The organism is Staphylococcus sp. LCT-H4, assembly GCF_001866145.1.
Classification (GTDB): Bacteria; Bacillota; Bacilli; order Staphylococcales; family Staphylococcaceae; genus Staphylococcus; species Staphylococcus succinus.
Window position 1 is genome coordinate 791,108 of the sequence record NZ_MODY01000001.1, and the last position, 15,141, is coordinate 806,248.

At 31.8% G+C, this 15,141-nt stretch carries 17 protein-coding genes; 11 read left to right on the forward strand and 6 right to left on the reverse strand.

The window, feature by feature from the left end; translation table 11 throughout:
* Nucleotides 1–14 precede the first annotated feature (14 nt).
* Nucleotides 15–560 carry a cysteine hydrolase family protein gene (locus BK821_RS03615; protein ID WP_071331213.1) on the reverse strand — a complete coding sequence of 182 codons (546 nt, stop codon included), beginning with the start codon at nt 558–560 and terminating at the stop codon, nt 15–17.
* 121 nt (nt 561–681) lie between these two features.
* Between BK821_RS03615 and BK821_RS03620 the strand changes: the two genes are divergently transcribed.
* The 6 genes from BK821_RS03620 to BK821_RS03645 all read left to right on the forward strand — a co-directional run bounded on the left by BK821_RS03620 (nt 682) and on the right by BK821_RS03645 (nt 6,082).
* The gene (locus BK821_RS03620) at nt 682–1,143 is read left to right on the forward strand and encodes an Lrp/AsnC family transcriptional regulator (protein WP_071331214.1); all 462 of its coding nucleotides are present in this window, start codon (nt 682–684) and stop codon (nt 1,141–1,143) included.
* A gap of 224 nt (nt 1,144–1,367) precedes the next feature.
* Nucleotides 1,368–2,207 (forward strand): alpha/beta fold hydrolase, encoded by an 840-nt coding sequence (locus BK821_RS03625; RefSeq protein ID WP_071331215.1) that lies wholly within the window; start codon nt 1,368–1,370, stop codon nt 2,205–2,207.
* A gap of 419 nt (nt 2,208–2,626) precedes the next feature.
* Complete coding sequence (locus tag BK821_RS03630) at nt 2,627–3,649, forward strand: NADP-dependent oxidoreductase (protein ID WP_071331216.1); 1,023 nt, start codon at nt 2,627–2,629, stop codon at nt 3,647–3,649.
* Nucleotides 3,649–4,494, forward strand: a complete 846-nt coding sequence (locus BK821_RS03635) for an alpha/beta fold hydrolase (protein WP_218138658.1) — start codon at nt 3,649–3,651, stop codon at nt 4,492–4,494. Before BK821_RS03630 ends, BK821_RS03635 begins: the two co-directional genes overlap by 1 nt.
* A gap of 205 nt (nt 4,495–4,699) precedes the next feature.
* Nucleotides 4,700–5,680, forward strand: coding sequence for a ketoacyl-ACP synthase III (locus BK821_RS03640; protein WP_071331217.1), 981 nt, complete (start codon nt 4,700–4,702; stop codon nt 5,678–5,680).
* 204 nt (nt 5,681–5,884) lie between these two features.
* On the forward strand, nt 5,885–6,082 hold the full coding sequence (locus tag BK821_RS03645; protein ID WP_071331218.1) for a helix-turn-helix transcriptional regulator: 198 nt from the start codon (nt 5,885–5,887) through the stop codon (nt 6,080–6,082).
* A gap of 240 nt (nt 6,083–6,322) precedes the next feature.
* Here the strand turns inward: BK821_RS03645 and BK821_RS03650 are convergent, their stop codons facing one another.
* The 3 genes from BK821_RS03650 to isaB all read right to left on the reverse strand — a co-directional run bounded on the left by BK821_RS03650 (nt 6,323) and on the right by isaB (nt 8,547).
* Nucleotides 6,323–6,781 (reverse strand): ASCH domain-containing protein, encoded by a 459-nt coding sequence (locus BK821_RS03650; protein ID WP_071331219.1) that lies wholly within the window; start codon nt 6,779–6,781, stop codon nt 6,323–6,325.
* Nucleotides 6,782–6,963: 182 nt separating this feature from the next.
* The gene (locus BK821_RS03655) at nt 6,964–7,455 is read right to left on the reverse strand and encodes a DUF805 domain-containing protein (RefSeq protein WP_071331220.1); all 492 of its coding nucleotides are present in this window, start codon (nt 7,453–7,455) and stop codon (nt 6,964–6,966) included.
* 501 nt (nt 7,456–7,956) lie between these two features.
* Nucleotides 7,957–8,547, reverse strand: a complete 591-nt coding sequence (isaB, locus tag BK821_RS03660) for an immunodominant staphylococcal antigen IsaB family protein (protein WP_071331221.1) — start codon at nt 8,545–8,547, stop codon at nt 7,957–7,959.
* Between the two features lie 486 nt (nt 8,548–9,033).
* Here isaB and BK821_RS03665 point away from each other — a divergent pair, with 486 nt between their 5' ends.
* A complete protein-coding gene (locus tag BK821_RS03665) occupies nt 9,034–10,017 on the forward strand; it encodes an aldo/keto reductase (protein WP_071331222.1) in 984 nt (327 codons plus the stop codon).
* A gap of 108 nt (nt 10,018–10,125) precedes the next feature.
* Here BK821_RS03665 and BK821_RS03670 read toward each other — a convergent pair whose 3' ends face one another.
* Together BK821_RS03670 and BK821_RS03675 are read right to left on the reverse strand one after the other, a co-directional pair.
* Entirely contained in the window at nt 10,126–10,326 is a 201-nt protein-coding gene (locus tag BK821_RS03670; protein ID WP_046836023.1) for a cold-shock protein, read from the reverse strand.
* A gap of 412 nt (nt 10,327–10,738) precedes the next feature.
* Entirely contained in the window at nt 10,739–11,734 is a 996-nt protein-coding gene (locus BK821_RS03675) for a LacI family DNA-binding transcriptional regulator (protein WP_046836022.1), read from the reverse strand.
* A gap of 166 nt (nt 11,735–11,900) precedes the next feature.
* Here BK821_RS03675 and BK821_RS03680 point away from each other — a divergent pair, with 166 nt between their 5' ends.
* From BK821_RS03680 to BK821_RS03695, 4 genes are read left to right on the forward strand one after another with little or no spacing between them, the layout of a single operon-like run.
* Nucleotides 11,901–12,650 (forward strand): sugar phosphate isomerase/epimerase family protein, encoded by a 750-nt coding sequence (locus BK821_RS03680; RefSeq protein ID WP_071331223.1) that lies wholly within the window; start codon nt 11,901–11,903, stop codon nt 12,648–12,650.
* Nucleotides 12,640–12,888: a hypothetical protein gene (locus BK821_RS03685; RefSeq protein WP_071331224.1), complete on the forward strand. Its 249-nt coding sequence runs from the start codon at nt 12,640–12,642 to the stop codon at nt 12,886–12,888. Before BK821_RS03680 ends, BK821_RS03685 begins: the two co-directional genes overlap by 11 nt.
* An 11-nt stretch (nt 12,889–12,899) precedes the next feature.
* Entirely contained in the window at nt 12,900–14,174 is a 1,275-nt protein-coding gene (locus tag BK821_RS03690; protein WP_071331225.1) for a gluconate:proton symporter, read from the forward strand.
* 13 nt (nt 14,175–14,187) lie between these two features.
* Nucleotides 14,188–15,141, forward strand: coding sequence for a sugar kinase (locus BK821_RS03695; RefSeq protein ID WP_046836018.1), 954 nt, complete (start codon nt 14,188–14,190; stop codon nt 15,139–15,141).

A 15,141-nucleotide genomic window follows, 5' to 3' on the forward strand; every position in this document is an offset into this window, starting at 1 on the left:
TTATTTTTCTAATATTACTTAACAAAATCTTCTGCTGTTGTAACTTCAGCATACCCGAAGCCTAACGCACTTATAAATGAATAATGTACATCTTGTGCACTGATAATGTGATCGTTATGTGTGAGTTCACTTGAAGCACATGCATCTTCAATTAATGTGACGCCATAACCTAAATCTGCTGCAGCTCTGACTGTAGCATCAATACACATATGTGTCATCATACCTACAACGACAACATGATCTATATTTTTCTCTTGCAATTTTTCTTGTAAGTCCGTGTTAACGAAGCTATTCGGTAACTGTTTATTAATGATTGTTTCACCATCAATAGGTTTCACTGCCTCATGAATTTCGATGCCTTTAGTATTTGGAGCAAAGAAACCAAATGAGTCATCAGGAGCAATATGTTGAATATGGAAAATATTTTCACTATGATTTGATCTAAACCATGTTAAAACTTTTTTCGCGTTATTAGCTGCATTTTCAGGATTATTTAACGAATTTTTCCCATTTGGAAAATAATCTTCTTGAATATCTACAATAATTAAAGCTGTATTCATATTTATACACCCACCTTATAATTTATAGTACAGTTGTCATGTTAGAGTAAAAACAACCTATTATCAATATAGCCGTGAAACAACTTAGTGCTTAAAACTTTATTCATGAAAGGATATTAAAATGAAATTAGATAACATAGACATTCAAATTTTAAATCTTTTGACTGATAATGCACGAATGCAATGGAAAGATATCGGTGAAACGATTCATATGTCAGGACAAGCTGTAGGAAATCGGATTCGACGAATGGAAGAAGAAGGGATTATTAAATCCTATACATTGAACATCGATGAGGACAAATTGAATGATGATATATTAGGCTTTTTAACTATGTATATGAATTCAGCGCATCATGGGAATTTTATTGATTTCATAAATATGAGCCATGATATCTTAGAGGCACATAGAATCTCAGGTGAAGGATGCTATCATTTAAAGTTCAGAGTGAAAACAAAAGTACAATTAAATGATTTATTACAGAAACTCTTAGCTTATGGTAATTATTCGCTCAATATTTCTGTGCACCAACTCAAAACTAACCATAAATTTATAGAGAATGATGGTTTAGACAATGCAAAATAGAACCTCAACATCATCGTTGAGGTTCTATTTTTTAACTAAGAAATAATTTCTACAACGATTATTCTGGGTGATTGTGTATATGTTATAAAAGGGAAAACGTTAATATTAATTAATAGTTAGAAGATATGAATCATATTATTTAGTCTTAATAGTTGAAATATGGAGAAGAATCTTTTATATTTAGGTTACAAAATAACTATTTTGTAACCTAAAGGAGGAGTTTGATGACACAGTTTAAATTACCTGAAAATGAATATTTAAAAGTCGGAAGCACTGAATTTGCATATAAAAAATTGGGAACAGAAGAAGGCATACCACTTGTTTTTATTATTCACTTTAGAGGAACGATGGAAAATTGGGATCCCTTAATGTTAGAAAATATTGCTAAAGAACGCCCAGTGATTTTGTTTGATAATGTTGGCGTAGGATATACAAATGGAGAAACGCCGAGCACTATTGATACGATGGCGGAAGATACGTATCAATTTATAAATGGTCTTGGATATCAACAAGTTGATATATTAGGATTTTCAATTGGAGGTATGGTTGCGCAATCGCTAGTCATTCATCATCCAGATTTAGTAAGAAAGTTAATATTATCAGGTACTGGTCCTGCTGGTGGAATTGGCCCATCACATCCTAAAATGGAGGAAATGATGTATAAATCAGAGGGGTCTAAAGAAGATGCGATTGAAACGTTTTTATTTCTTTTTTATCCACAAACAGAAAAAGGACGTGAATTGGGTAAACAATCACTAAACAGAATTTTTTCTCAAAAAACCAAGGACAGTACGTTACAGGTAAGAGATGCGCAGTTAGCGGCAATTGCTCAATGGACAAATGACAAGTTTGATCATGCTAAAATACAACTGCATAATATAGAAAATCCTACGTTAGTGATTAACGGAGACAATGATATTATGGTTCCTACTGAAAATAGTTTTATGTTAAGTCAAAATATACCGGATGCGCAGTTAATTATATATCCTAATGCAGGGCACGGACATCTATTTCAACACCCTGTAAGATTTGCGAGTCATGTAAATACATTTTTAAATGAATAATAAAATAAGCGATGATTATTAATCATCGCTTATTTTATCCATTGTATTTTATTTTATCCATTGTATTTTATTTTATCCGAAATGGTTTCAAAGCATAAATTGTAGCCTAGATGACACCATGTTTTTTAAATATTGGAACGATAAACATCGAAAATGCTTAAAATCGCCTTCTGTCTTATATAAATGGTCTATTTTATTGTTTCTAATGATAATATTCATTAAGCCCAAGTGCTTGTTTATTTTTTAAGGCTCATAAATTGCTGGATGAGTAATTTGCTAATGATGAAGTGATTTTAGAAAGAGAAGAGATACTTCGAATATTCGAGTTTCTTGAATGCGTAAATGAACAGTATCAGTGATGAAACAGTGAGTTATTTTATAGTAACGCATATTATTAAAATATAGAGAGGTGTGTCTAAATGAAAGCTGTACAAATTGAAAAATATAATAAAAATTTAGAAGTAAAGGTTAGAGACATAGAGGTTCCAGACATTAAGCCTAACGAAGTATTAGTGAAAGTTGCTTATGCAGCTATTAATCCTTTAGAAAAGTTGATTATAACTGGAAGTGTAAAATTAATACAAGATTATAAAATGCCTGTAACTTTAGGAAATGAATTGACAGGTGTTGTTACTAAAATTGGTAGTGAAGTAGAAGATTATCATCTAGGAGATGAGATTTACAGTCGACTACCAATCGATAAGATAGGTGCATTTGCAGAATATGTTGCAGTGCATGCAAATGCAATTTCTAAATTACCAAACAATTTAAGTCTTAAAACAGGAGCAGCAGCGCCATTAACAGGTTTAACAGCATATCAAGCAATTACAGAAGAATTACAGGCTGAATCTGGAAAGACGTTATTTATTCCAGGTGGATCGGGTAGTTTTGGTCAAATGGCTGTTCCAATAGCGAAAAATTTAGGTTTAAAAGTAATTGTTTCTGGTAGTCCAAGGTTAAGAGAACAATTTATCGCAAAAGGTGTAGATCAATGTATAGATTATAAGAGTGAAAATTATTGGGACACTTTATCGAATGTGGATTATGTGATTGATACCCTAGGTGCTAACGAATTTGATAAAGAATTATCCGTAATGAAACCAGGAGGAACAATAGTCAGTTTAATTAATGCGCCCAATAAGCACTTTGCTGAAAAAAATGATTTCTCAATGTTTAAGAAGACGTTATTTGCAATTGCAGGTAAAAAATTTGATAAAAAAGCCAAACAAAAATCTATAGATTATCGCTTCATTTTTGTACGTTCTGATGGTGAACAACTGAAAGCACTAAGTAAAATTATCGAAAGTGATCACATTATCCCAGACGTAGATGATCAAGTATTTACAGTAAACGAAATCAACAAAGCATTAGACTACACATTTAATCATCATACAAAGGGTAAAGTTTTATTAAAAATTGATGAGACACAAGGAGACATCTAATGATGAAACCATTAATATATCAAAATGTACCTAATGAATTTGTAACATCTAAAAAAAACACACAATTCGCCTACAGAATTTTAGGACAAGATAATAATAAAACACTACTATTACTGACACATCTAGCTGCGACGATGGATAATTGGGATCCGAAGCTTATTAATACTTTAAGTGAAAAATATAGAGTGATTGTATTTGATAATAAAGGGATCGGGTTATCTAAAGGAAAAGTTCCTAACACGATAGAAGAAATGGCAGAAGAAGTTTTAGAATTTATAGATGCAATGCAATTGAATGCCATTAATGTTCTAGGACTTTCGATGGGTGGAATGGTTGCTCAAGAACTAGTGAAAATTGCTTCTGAAAAGATAGATAAGCTCATCTTAGTAGGGACAGGACCAAGAGGTGGAGAAGGTATAGAAAAAATCATTCCAATTGCTAATAAATTAACCTTCAAAGCGATACTTCACGCTAAAGATCCTAAGTATTATTTATTTTTCAACCAAGATGATATTGGAAAAACTAAAGCAACTGAATATCTTAAAAGGTTAAAAGAAAGAAAAATAAACAGAGATAAAAAAATAACGTTACCTTCATACATCAAACAATTAAAGGCGATAAAAAAATGGGGTAATGCGAATAGAGAGTCTTTAAATTATATTGATATGCCTACGCTCATTGTCAACGGAGACAATGATAAGATGGTGCCTACTCAAAATAGCTTTGTGTTGGCAGATGACATTTCATATTCAGAGATAAAGATATATCAAAACGCTGGACACGGTTCTTTATTCCAAGAGCCAATAGATTTTTGTAAAAGTGTAAATGAATTTATAGGAGAGTGATGGTTTGTTAGTAAGCCTTGTTTTCATGGATTCTCTACTCATTCTAAACATACACTTACAGCATTGATTTTACAATAGTATTTAATTTTTTATTAAGCATACTCTAATCGGGGTGTTATGATTTAATTAGATAAATAAAAAGCGTAATATACATACTAGAATATGATTGAATGAGGTAAACAAGTTAATTAAGGGGACTGATAAAATGAATTCGCTAGCCAAAATAACTGCACATGGTTCATATGTACCAGAAAAAATTATGAATAATCAAGATTTTGAAAAAATTGTAGAGACTTCAGATGAATGGATACAACAAAGAACCGGTATTGAAGAAAGAAGAATTGCAAATGAAGATGAGTATACAAGTGATATCAGTTATAAAGCCGTTCTTGATTTACAAGAAAAGTATCAAGTAGATATAAGTGATGTAGATATGATTATCAATGCCACGTTAACACCAGATTATAAAACGCCAAGTGTTGCATCATACGTACAAGCTAAATTAGGTTTGAAAAATGCAGGAGCCCTTGATATTAATGCTGCTTGTGCTGGATTTACATATGGTCTGAATATAGCGAATGGACTGATTACTTCTGGACAAAATAAGAAAGTATTAGTTATAGGAGCAGAAACATTATCAAAAATTACTGATTACACCGATCGAGGTACTTGTATCTTATTTGGGGATGGTGCAGGTGCATTTTTAGTAGAGTATAGTGAAGATGAGACTAGCTTTATAGCCAGTAGTGCTGGGTCAGATGGAGATAAAGGGCATAACTTATATAGCTCGGAATTATCGGAAACAATGTTTGGTGAGGATTTAGAAAATCCAGGTTATATTGTTCAAAATGGTCGAGGCGTATACAAATGGGCTGTTGGAAATGTACCAAAAATTATTGAAGCAACTTTAAATAAAGCTAACTATAAAAAAGAAGCTTTATCTTGGTTTGCGCCTCATAGTGCCAATGCTAGAATGATTGAATCCATATGTGATAGATCAGGTATAGAAAGAGACAAAGCATTGATGAGTCTTAAATATTACGGGAATACGTCTTCTGCAACTATTCCACTATCTATAGATTTAGCAGTAAAAGAACAGAAACTTAAAAAAGGTGATTTAATTTTAATGGTAGGATTTGGGGGAGGCTTGGCCTATGCTTCCACTTTAATTAGATGGACTATATAAAAGGTTATGTTTAGATAAGTAAAGATAAAGTTTTAAATAATTAAGAGACTCCTTTTTGAAAAAGGGGTCTCTTTTGATATATTTTCTGATAATCATTGTAATGATGTGAGGTTAATTAACGTAAATTAGTATTAAAAATATTATCATGTTACTTTCGAAAAAATACTTCCTGTACTGAAATATATTATGAAAGTAGGAATAAATATGAAGATATTAACCGACTTACGTGAAAAGAAACAACTAAGTATTTCAAAACTTGTGATTTTATTGAATGAAAAATATGGAAAATGCTATCAAAATTATCAAATTTTTAACTGGGAAAACGGGCATAAGCGAATACCACAACAAGATTTAGAAATTTTATGTGATTATTATGAATATCCTTTGGAAAAGATAAATTAGAATATAGTTTGTTGATAACATTGAAAAACTAAAGCGAGAATTACCGAAAAGTACGAGGATACTTAAACCCTTTGTTACTAGTACAAAATGACCTTTTGAAACATTTTAAAGACTCCTTATTGAATAAGGAGTCTTTTCTAATATAATCTCCCACCAATCAATGATAACGATTAAATAGGAGTAGTTAATTATAATATGGTTATATGTAATGTATTTCTTAACATTTGAGTACGGATTAAGTTATTGGTTTACATCTACTACTTTAAACTGCTGACAAACTAAATCTATATCAATTGAAAAATCTAAATTAAATGAACTGAGTTCCTTACGAAAGAATCTCTCATGCTCATCATACCAATACTGATAACTTAAATCTCCTTCACCTTCTAAAGCTGCAAATGCTTCAGTCACTTCATTCATTGGCGTAATATCAATTTGGGTGTATTGTATAATACATGCTGGTTCATTTTTACCATTTAAAACAATGTTATATTGTCCTTCAACAGGTATATCTTCACCTTCAATATCATGTAGACATTTTGCTGAACAAGTTGCTCTTTTCACACCTCGAATAACCAATTCTACTAATTCATTTCCCATTACTTCTGATCCATCTCCAAACATCCATGCTTCAGGTAGATTATCTGATAAGTTATATTTCTCTCTAAAACTTTCCCAATATTGTTTTATAGTTTCCATTATTAGCCTCTTCTCTTAGAATATCTATTTGTATGAAGTTATAGAGATCCTCTTTAATTACTTTATGTATATGTGTTTCTTCTAATACATCCTAGATTCACTCGATATTTTCATCATTCTAATATTGTCAGAACATGTTGAAAAACCTCTTCTATTAGAAATTGTAAAACACTATTCGCCTACTAGTCACTTAGCGTTCTGCAACTGCCTCCAGAACCATATCTATTCATTTTTTTATTACCAGGCTTAACTAATAAATATAAAATATACAATGAAACTACACCTGCAATAACTACACCAAATATGCTAGCAATAAATGTAGTACCTAGTAGACCAAATTCTTCAAAACTAATAGTCGCAAATATAATACCTAAAACAAATATTACTGCTGCAGCTTTAGTGATAAAACCGCCAATATAGTATAGTATCGCAAAAATCATTGAACGATTTGAATCGTGTAAACGTCTGGTCATGACAGTAAAGTATGGTATAAGCGTTATAAGACCAAAGATACTACTTAAAGTACCTACAGAAAAAACTCCCAAAATAGAAGTGATTAAAAAATTAATCCAAAAAGGATGCCAAAATTCAGAACGAGTGGACCTCCCATTAATATCTAAGCAACGTTTCCAAAAATTAAAATAGCTGCTAATAAGATTTGATGATTTATTCATATGTCCTCCTAGAATACAAATTATATTTTAAAAAACTATATAATTTAAATGATAGATATAATTTTTTGATAAGTAAATAGGTAAAAAAGAAATGAAATAACTAGTTCTAACAATATGAAAAATATCGTTATCAATCTAATATGAAATTCACTTTTTCAATTATTATTTTTGAATATTTTCAGAAAGGGAAAGTAAATGTCGACAAACTTATGGAATTAAAGTAGTAAAATAAAAAGTGTATTAATTGTTATAATATTTAAAGTAGCGGTATTACAAGACAAACCTTATATAGGAATATAAATGAACACAACAATACATTAGAACATTTTGCCGGTTTAAGTACAAAATTTTTTATAAATAAACTTAAAAATGACAAATCTCCTCTTTGTATTAAAGAAGAGACGGTTGTTTATAATTTTAAAGCCTCTATTATCCATATCGATAATAGAGGCTTAAATCCACACTTTTAAGGTAACTACTTATATTTGTTGCTCAAATTTATTATCCAATGTTTATTTGCATCAATTTTTTATCTTTGTCAAAGTACGCTGTGTATGAACCATCATTTGTCGCGTATTTTACGAATGTACCATTACCATGCTCGCCCCCGTTAGTGACACCTTCATCAATTATTTTATTAGACATATGTGCTTTTTTAAATGTTGCTTTAGATACTGAGTCTGGTTTAGTTGCGAAAGAAATTAGAATCACTTCATTATCACTATTAAACTCTACAGTTGTATCATAAACCTGTTTCATATGATCATAATCATAGTCACTGTTTGTGTCTACTTTATATCCATTGATTGAGACATTATCATATTTTAAAGCACGTACGAAGTTATAATCTTGTGTGAATGAAGGGTCGTATGTTGTGTACCCTTCATAGTTGTACCATGGCGTTTCAGCTTTTAAATTTGCACCACTTTCATTATTTGCGCCACTGGCACCACCTTCACCGTGACCCCATTTTTGAACTTGTTCAGCTGCTTGTACATCTGGGCTACCAGTCGTAAGATATGCTGCAGAAGAGCCTAAGACAAGCGTTGATACTACGACAGTTGCTGAAAGTAATTTCCCTACTTTACGCATAATAAATCACTCCTCAATTTTTTGAGTCCCTCTTGGCTAAGTAATTATAAATGATTTACACAGTTCAAACTGATATTTATAACTATCAACATGATCCATATTCGCAAGTGTATTACATATTATTTATAAACAAATGTCCTGTTAGAAGATTGTGAACTGTGAAAAGGGCTGATGAAGCTTGTTAATACAATTATAGAAAAGAGAGTCATGTGATTAGTAGTATTTGACTGACCACTCCTCGTTTTTGTAGTTCCTTATTAGTAAAAGTGTAATTATTCACCTTAAGCATACGCCTATTTCTTATAAATGCAAAAAGATACACATTATTAATGAGAATTTATATCACAATTTAAATTTAAAGTTATTTTTTAGCGTAATTATAGCTCTTTTGATTGAGGGATAAAAATTAAAAATAAATTTTATAATTTTATCAATAAAGGGTAAAGAGAATATATATTTTCTATAACATAAGGGGATGAGTACATTATGAAATATCGTGAATTAGGCAATACTGGCATGATGATTAGTGAAGTGAGTTTTGGTACATGGGCAATTGGAGGCGCATGGGGTGAAACGAATGATGAAGAAGCTTTAAAAGCTTTATCATATGCAATTGATCAAGGCGTTAACTTCTTTGATACCGCTGACGTATATGGCGATGGACATAGCGAAGCATTACTAGCTAAGGCTACTGAAGGCAAAGAAGATGAAATCTATATTGCAACTAAATTTTGTAGGCAAGGAGATATTGCTGATCCACAAAATTACAGCTACGAAACAGTAAAAGCATACTGTGAAGATAGTCTAAAACGATTAAATAGAGATTCAATTGATTTATTTCAAATCCATTGTCCTGCTACTGACATTTTAAAAGATGGCAGTGTCTTTAAAGTGTTAGATCAATTAACAGAAGAAGGGCTAATACGACATTATGGAGTCAGTGTGGAGTCAGTTGAAGAAGGGTTAATTTGTTTAGAATATCCTAATGTAGCAAGCTTACAGATTATCTTTAATATGTTCCGACAAAAGCCATTGGAAAAGTTAATTCCTAAAGCTTATCAACAGGGGGTAGGTATCATTGCGAGAGTACCACTTGCGAGTGGTTTATTAACAGGTAAGTTTACATCTGAAACTAAATTTTCTGAGGATGATCATCGTAAATTCAATGAAAATGGTGAATCCTTTAATGTAGGTGAAACATTCTCAGGGTTAGGATTTCAAAAAGGTGTTGAACTAGCTAACCAGTTACAATGGATTGGAGAAGATCGTCCTTCTATGGCAAGCGCGGCATTAAAATGGATTTTAGACTATAAAGAAATCTCTTGCATTAATCCAGGATTTAGAAATATAAAGCAGGTGAAACAGAACTTAGCTACATTAGACACTAAATCCTTCACAGAAAGCGAAAAATTAGAGATTGAAAACTTTTATAAAGAAAAAGTAGCAGATTTTATAAGAGGGACTTACTAAAACATTCATGTAGACACAGCTATACAAATAATAATTTTTATAAGAGAATTATAATTAAAAAAAGCACCAAACTACAAAGCGTAGTTTGGTGCTTTTTATGATAGTGATTTAAACAGTAACAACGTTAGTAGCTTGTTCGCCACGTTGTCCTTCAGTGATGTCAAATTCTACTTTTTGACCTTCTTCTAAAGATTTGTAACCTTCAGCAGCTATGCCTGAGAAATGAACGAAAAGATCGCTTCCGTTTTCTCTTTCGATGAAACCAAAACCTTTTTCTGCATTAAACCATTTTACTGTACCGTTATTCATAATAGAATACCTCCACGTGCTTTTGCACATAATATTTGTAACAAATTCATAATTAAAAAAGAGGATATTCTGAAAAAAATACACTACAATTAAATTCACGAGCTTTTATTACGTTAGATTAACTATACACTATATATTTCGATAAGTATAGTTTTATTTATATTTACCACTTTAATGTTCAACTACTATATAGTATAAAACCGAGCATTACAAAAAACTTTAGTTATGTTTTCTTTTACTCGCACGTGTCTGTAATGGATTGAATAACATTAATAAACGCAGTGAATGATTAACTTGGTTTGTGAAATATAAAGTTAATCATTCAGTCATAACTGAAGAAGATTTAAGTATGCCTATAAATAAAAGTATAAGATATTTATGTAATTAAGAAGTATAAACACAGAGAAGGTTTTTATAATGAATTTCTCCAATGAATTTCAGATTTAATAACTGTTTGAACCTTTAAATCAACAAGTGGAGTTCCATTCAATATTTGGTCAAGACATTTTGCTACGGTTTCCCCAATCAATTTAGAAGGTTGATTGATACTCGTAATACCTGGACTAATGATTTCAGTAACATTAAAGTCGTCAAATCCAGTCATGCCTATATCATCAGGTATAGTTAAATGATTGTCATTCAGTAGTTTGATTGTGTCCATTAACACAGTACCATTTAGTGCAAAGATTACTGTCTTACCCGTTTTAGATATTTTTGTAATTTGGTCGATATCTAAATAATGCGATTCGTCTATTTCTATGAGCTTTACGTTGAGTTGATTTAACCTAGCGACATCGACTATAGTGTTGTAGCGTTTTTCCCTAGTATTCACGCGATGGATTGGTTGGGAAACGACAATGACATTTTTATAATGTTTTTCAACTATGGATGACATGACTTTTGTAACAATTGACTCGTTATCTGTTGTGATTGATGCCCAAGGACTATCTTCTATTTCACGATCTACTAAGACCATAGGTATTTGATTATTAGCGATAAATTGGTAATTTGTAGAATTATCATTAGATGGTTGAATAATAATACCTTCCACATTTTGATCCACTAATTTTTGAAGTATTTTCTGTTCTTTTATCTCTGAATTTGCTGCTTCCACAATAATTAAATGGTAATTGGTATGTTCAAAATATTGGCTGATACCCTTAAGCAGTAATGATGAATACATATTAGAAATATCAGCGACGACGACGCCAATTAAGTTGCTTTTTCTAGTAGTTAGAAATTGTGCTTGCTTACTCGGACGATAATTTAAAGTTCGAATTGCTTTTCTGATTTTCTCTCTCGTGTCTGCTGACATCTTTTGATGGTTGCCGTTAATGTATTGGGACACAGTTGATTTCGAAACGCCTACAAATTTTGCCACGTCAGAAATAGTTGTTTTTTTCTCCATTATACGTTCAATCCTTCCAATGGAATCTCTATTAATCATATCAAATTTTAACATTGTTGTTTGAAAAAGACTAAATGTAAGCGTTGACATTAATAGTAAACCGGTTTACTATGATAATTGAGTTTAGAAAACCGGTTTACCAAATTCGAGATAAAGGGCTGATGATATGAATAGTAATGGTTTAGTTTTTAACATGCTTGTTGCTCAAGAGAAAATAAATTTTGGATTAACACAACTTGAATTATTCGACTATATTGTCGACATGGGTTTTAACAATATTGAACTTAGGAGAGAGTATTTTAAGGATATTGATAGCGAAATTACAGCTATTACTAAATTTTGTGAGAGAAATAAAATTACAATTTTTTATAGCGTACCAGATGCTATTTTTTTAGACAGTGGGAAATTGAATCCTGCTATTTCACAATATTTTGATGAAGCAAAAAAGCTTAAAGCGACACATGTAAAAATGACGATTGGTAATTACCAAGAGAAATCACAGTTACGGAATTTAAAGATGATTAATCAACAAGCATTTAATTTTATGGTTGAAAATGATCAAACGCAACAGTCAGGAAAGATAAACAACATTTTATCTTTTTTAAATGATACGACTGCGATAGGTCTCAATATTGGTTACACATACGATTTAGGGAATTTTCGCTATGTTGGTGAGAGTGAAGTCACAGGTGCAGAAGTTTTGAAACCTTATATTAGCTATATCCATTTAAAGAATGTGTCACAAGTGCATGATAAATTAGTTGCAACATCATTAGATCGGGGCGATATCGATTGGAAACAAGTACTGTCACGTTTATCTAAAGATGTACCGGTTGCATTGGAATATCCTTCGAACCAAAAAGTAGAAATTTTAACAGATAAACAGTTAATCGAGGTGTTTGGATATGGAAATTAAGAAAACAAACGTAGATGCAGAAAAATTTGCTTATAAATTTATGGAATCTATTCAGAGAAAAGTGAGTAATTCTGAAGATATCGAAAAATCAGCAAAAGAAGCATTGGCAGCGTATCTCACTGCATACTATGTGGCGTTAGATTTCAACAATCTTGAAAATTCATTTTTTTATGAAGAAAAGAAAAAAAGAAATATATCAACATATCAAAGAATATTAAGGGAGTTAAATAAATACTAGGTGGTGGGGATATGGGTGCAGCAATCACTGGCATATTATTATTAATAACGTTTGTATTATTTGTAATTTTTGTTATGCGTGGCGGGAACTTAACCTTAGGATTTTTGGTTATGGCTATATTTTGGACAATTATCGGCCTTGTGCCATTAAACGTTGCTATAAAAGAAATATATACAGAACCTGTTCTTAAATATGGGAGTACAATTGTGAATATTATATTTGGGTCATGGTTTGGACGTGTATTAGTTGATACAGGTATAGCTGGGAGTATTAGTAGACGTACACAAACAGTTGGTAATAGATATCCTGTAGTAGCGACAATACTTATATCCTGTGTACTTGCTTTAATTTTTTCGAGTTCTTATGGTGTTGGTTCAGCTATAGCTATTGGTGTTATTATTTTTCCAATCATGTATTCAATTGGCGTACCTAAACATATAGCGGTTTTAGTGTTTACTTTGTCGATTGGTGCAGCGATGTATATAAACAATGTTTTGTTTGTGCAATTCCAAGTCTTTTTTCCAAAAATAGAATGGGGATGGAGATATCAAAAATTTGGTTTTATAGCGATGCTTGTACAAATGGCTATTACCATTATATTTATCTTATTTAATCGCAAGAAAATTCAAGATGGTAAATCTAAGTTAGTTATTTCAGAAGACGAATCCTCTGAAGTGAAAGAAGTGTCACCATGGACATACTTACTTCCGATATTACCAGTAGCTTTAAATATTACTTTAGGTTGGGACGCAATTCCCGCGTTGTTTATTTCAATATTAATTGCCTTGTTAGTTACAGGTAACATGCGCACTTATACAGGTTTAATTAAAATGATTAACAATACAGCATATAACGCAATTAGTGATATTGCAGGATTAATTATTATGCTATTTGTGTTAAATATGTTCCAAGCCTCTGCGGTTCATGCAATGGCAGATTTCAATGATGTATTTAAATCAATCATTCCCAATAATACATTATTGTTAACAATAATTATGATTTTCCTAGCACCATTAGCATATTTTAGAGGGCCGCTATTCTTGTATGGCGCGGGTGCTGCTACTGCAAGTATTTTTGTTAGTACGGGTTTATTTGATCAGTATTTTTTATATGGATTACTCGTTGTACCTTCCATGGTCGGTATTTCAGCTTGTATTACACAATCGTGGAATCTTTGGGCGGTTCAATACAATGAATTAGATACGAAAACGTTTCTAATTACAGGTTTACCTTGGATATGGATAGCAACGGCAATTAACTTGTTCTTAGCGTACTTTATATTATGAGGAGAGATGACACATGAGCAAATTTATTACAATTGGTGAACCCATCGCATTATTTGGTGCAGATGATATGGATAAAAGTTTAGAAGATGCTACAACATTCACGAAATATTTGGCAGGTGCAGAAGTTAACGTTGCAGTTGGCGTATCACGTCTAGGACATAGTACGCAATATATTACACGACTTGGCAATGACCCTTTCGGTAAATTTATTGCTAAATCATTAAAAAAAAATAACATTGGAACGAATTACATTGAAAGTACAGATGATTATTGGACAGCGTACCAATTAAAAAATCGTGTGAGTAAGGGAGATCCAGATATACATTACTTTAGAAAAGGATCTGCTGCAGCACATTTTGATAAAGCAATATTAAACACCATCGATTGGACAGATATAGAACACGTACATTTATCTGGTATCTTTCCAGCTATTTCATCAGAAGCATTATCTACGTTTAGACTGCTGATTGAACTTTTAGATCAAAATAAAATAACATCAACATTTGATCCTAATTTACGCCCTCAATTGTGGGACTCTGAAAAGCAAATGTGTGAGACTATTAATGATTTAGCCAAGCATGCAGATATTATTTTGCCAGGTATCAATGAAGGAAAGGTACTGATTGGTAGTGATGACCCTGAAGTCATTGCGGATTTTTATTTAAACCAAAGTGACAAAACAAGTACAGTTATTGTGAAACTAGGAAAAGATGGGGCGTATTTAAAAGAAAAAGGCACAAAAAGTGGTAAGAAAATAGCAGGACAGAAGGTAGAACAAGTTATTGATACTGTGGGCGCAGGGGACGGCTTTGCAGTAGGAATTATTACAGGATTGTTGGAAAAAATTAGTATAGAAGAAGCAGTACAAAGAGGAAACATCATAGGTGCGCTTGCTGTCCAATCAGCAGGTGATAATGATGGTTACCCCACTAAAAAAGGTTTAGATCTTGTATTGAAGGAGCTTTAA

What these genes read in the sequence shown, in the direction of transcription:
- BK821_RS03645 (WP_071331218.1), top strand. Translation starts at nt 5,885, where the DNA reads ATGAAGATATTAACCGACTTACGTGAAAAGAAACAACTAAGTATTTCA.
- BK821_RS03685 (WP_071331224.1), top strand. Translation starts at nt 12,640, where the DNA reads ATGGAAATTAAGAAAACAAACGTAGATGCAGAAAAATTTGCTTATAAA.
- BK821_RS03690 (WP_071331225.1), top strand. Translation starts at nt 12,900, where the DNA reads ATGGGTGCAGCAATCACTGGCATATTATTATTAATAACGTTTGTATTA.
- BK821_RS03655 (WP_071331220.1), bottom strand. Translation starts at nt 7,455, where the DNA reads ATGAATAAATCATCAAATCTTATTAGCAGCTATTTTAATTTTTGGAAA.
- BK821_RS03650 (WP_071331219.1), bottom strand. Translation starts at nt 6,781, where the DNA reads ATGGAAACTATAAAACAATATTGGGAAAGTTTTAGAGAGAAATATAAC.
- BK821_RS03665 (WP_071331222.1), top strand. Translation starts at nt 9,034, where the DNA reads ATGAAATATCGTGAATTAGGCAATACTGGCATGATGATTAGTGAAGTG.
- BK821_RS03680 (WP_071331223.1), top strand. Translation starts at nt 11,901, where the DNA reads ATGAATAGTAATGGTTTAGTTTTTAACATGCTTGTTGCTCAAGAGAAA.
- BK821_RS03670 (WP_046836023.1), bottom strand. Translation starts at nt 10,326, where the DNA reads ATGAATAACGGTACAGTAAAATGGTTTAATGCAGAAAAAGGTTTTGGT.
- BK821_RS03640 (WP_071331217.1), top strand. Translation starts at nt 4,700, where the DNA reads ATGAATTCGCTAGCCAAAATAACTGCACATGGTTCATATGTACCAGAA.
- BK821_RS03695 (WP_046836018.1), top strand. Translation starts at nt 14,188, where the DNA reads ATGAGCAAATTTATTACAATTGGTGAACCCATCGCATTATTTGGTGCA.
- BK821_RS03630 (WP_071331216.1), top strand. Translation starts at nt 2,627, where the DNA reads ATGAAAGCTGTACAAATTGAAAAATATAATAAAAATTTAGAAGTAAAG.
- BK821_RS03615 (WP_071331213.1), bottom strand. Translation starts at nt 560, where the DNA reads ATGAATACAGCTTTAATTATTGTAGATATTCAAGAAGATTATTTTCCA.
- BK821_RS03635 (WP_218138658.1), top strand. Translation starts at nt 3,649, where the DNA reads ATGATGAAACCATTAATATATCAAAATGTACCTAATGAATTTGTAACA.
- BK821_RS03625 (WP_071331215.1), top strand. Translation starts at nt 1,368, where the DNA reads ATGACACAGTTTAAATTACCTGAAAATGAATATTTAAAAGTCGGAAGC.
- BK821_RS03675 (WP_046836022.1), bottom strand. Translation starts at nt 11,734, where the DNA reads ATGGAGAAAAAAACAACTATTTCTGACGTGGCAAAATTTGTAGGCGTT.
- isaB (WP_071331221.1), bottom strand. Translation starts at nt 8,547, where the DNA reads ATGCGTAAAGTAGGGAAATTACTTTCAGCAACTGTCGTAGTATCAACG.
- BK821_RS03620 (WP_071331214.1), top strand. Translation starts at nt 682, where the DNA reads ATGAAATTAGATAACATAGACATTCAAATTTTAAATCTTTTGACTGAT.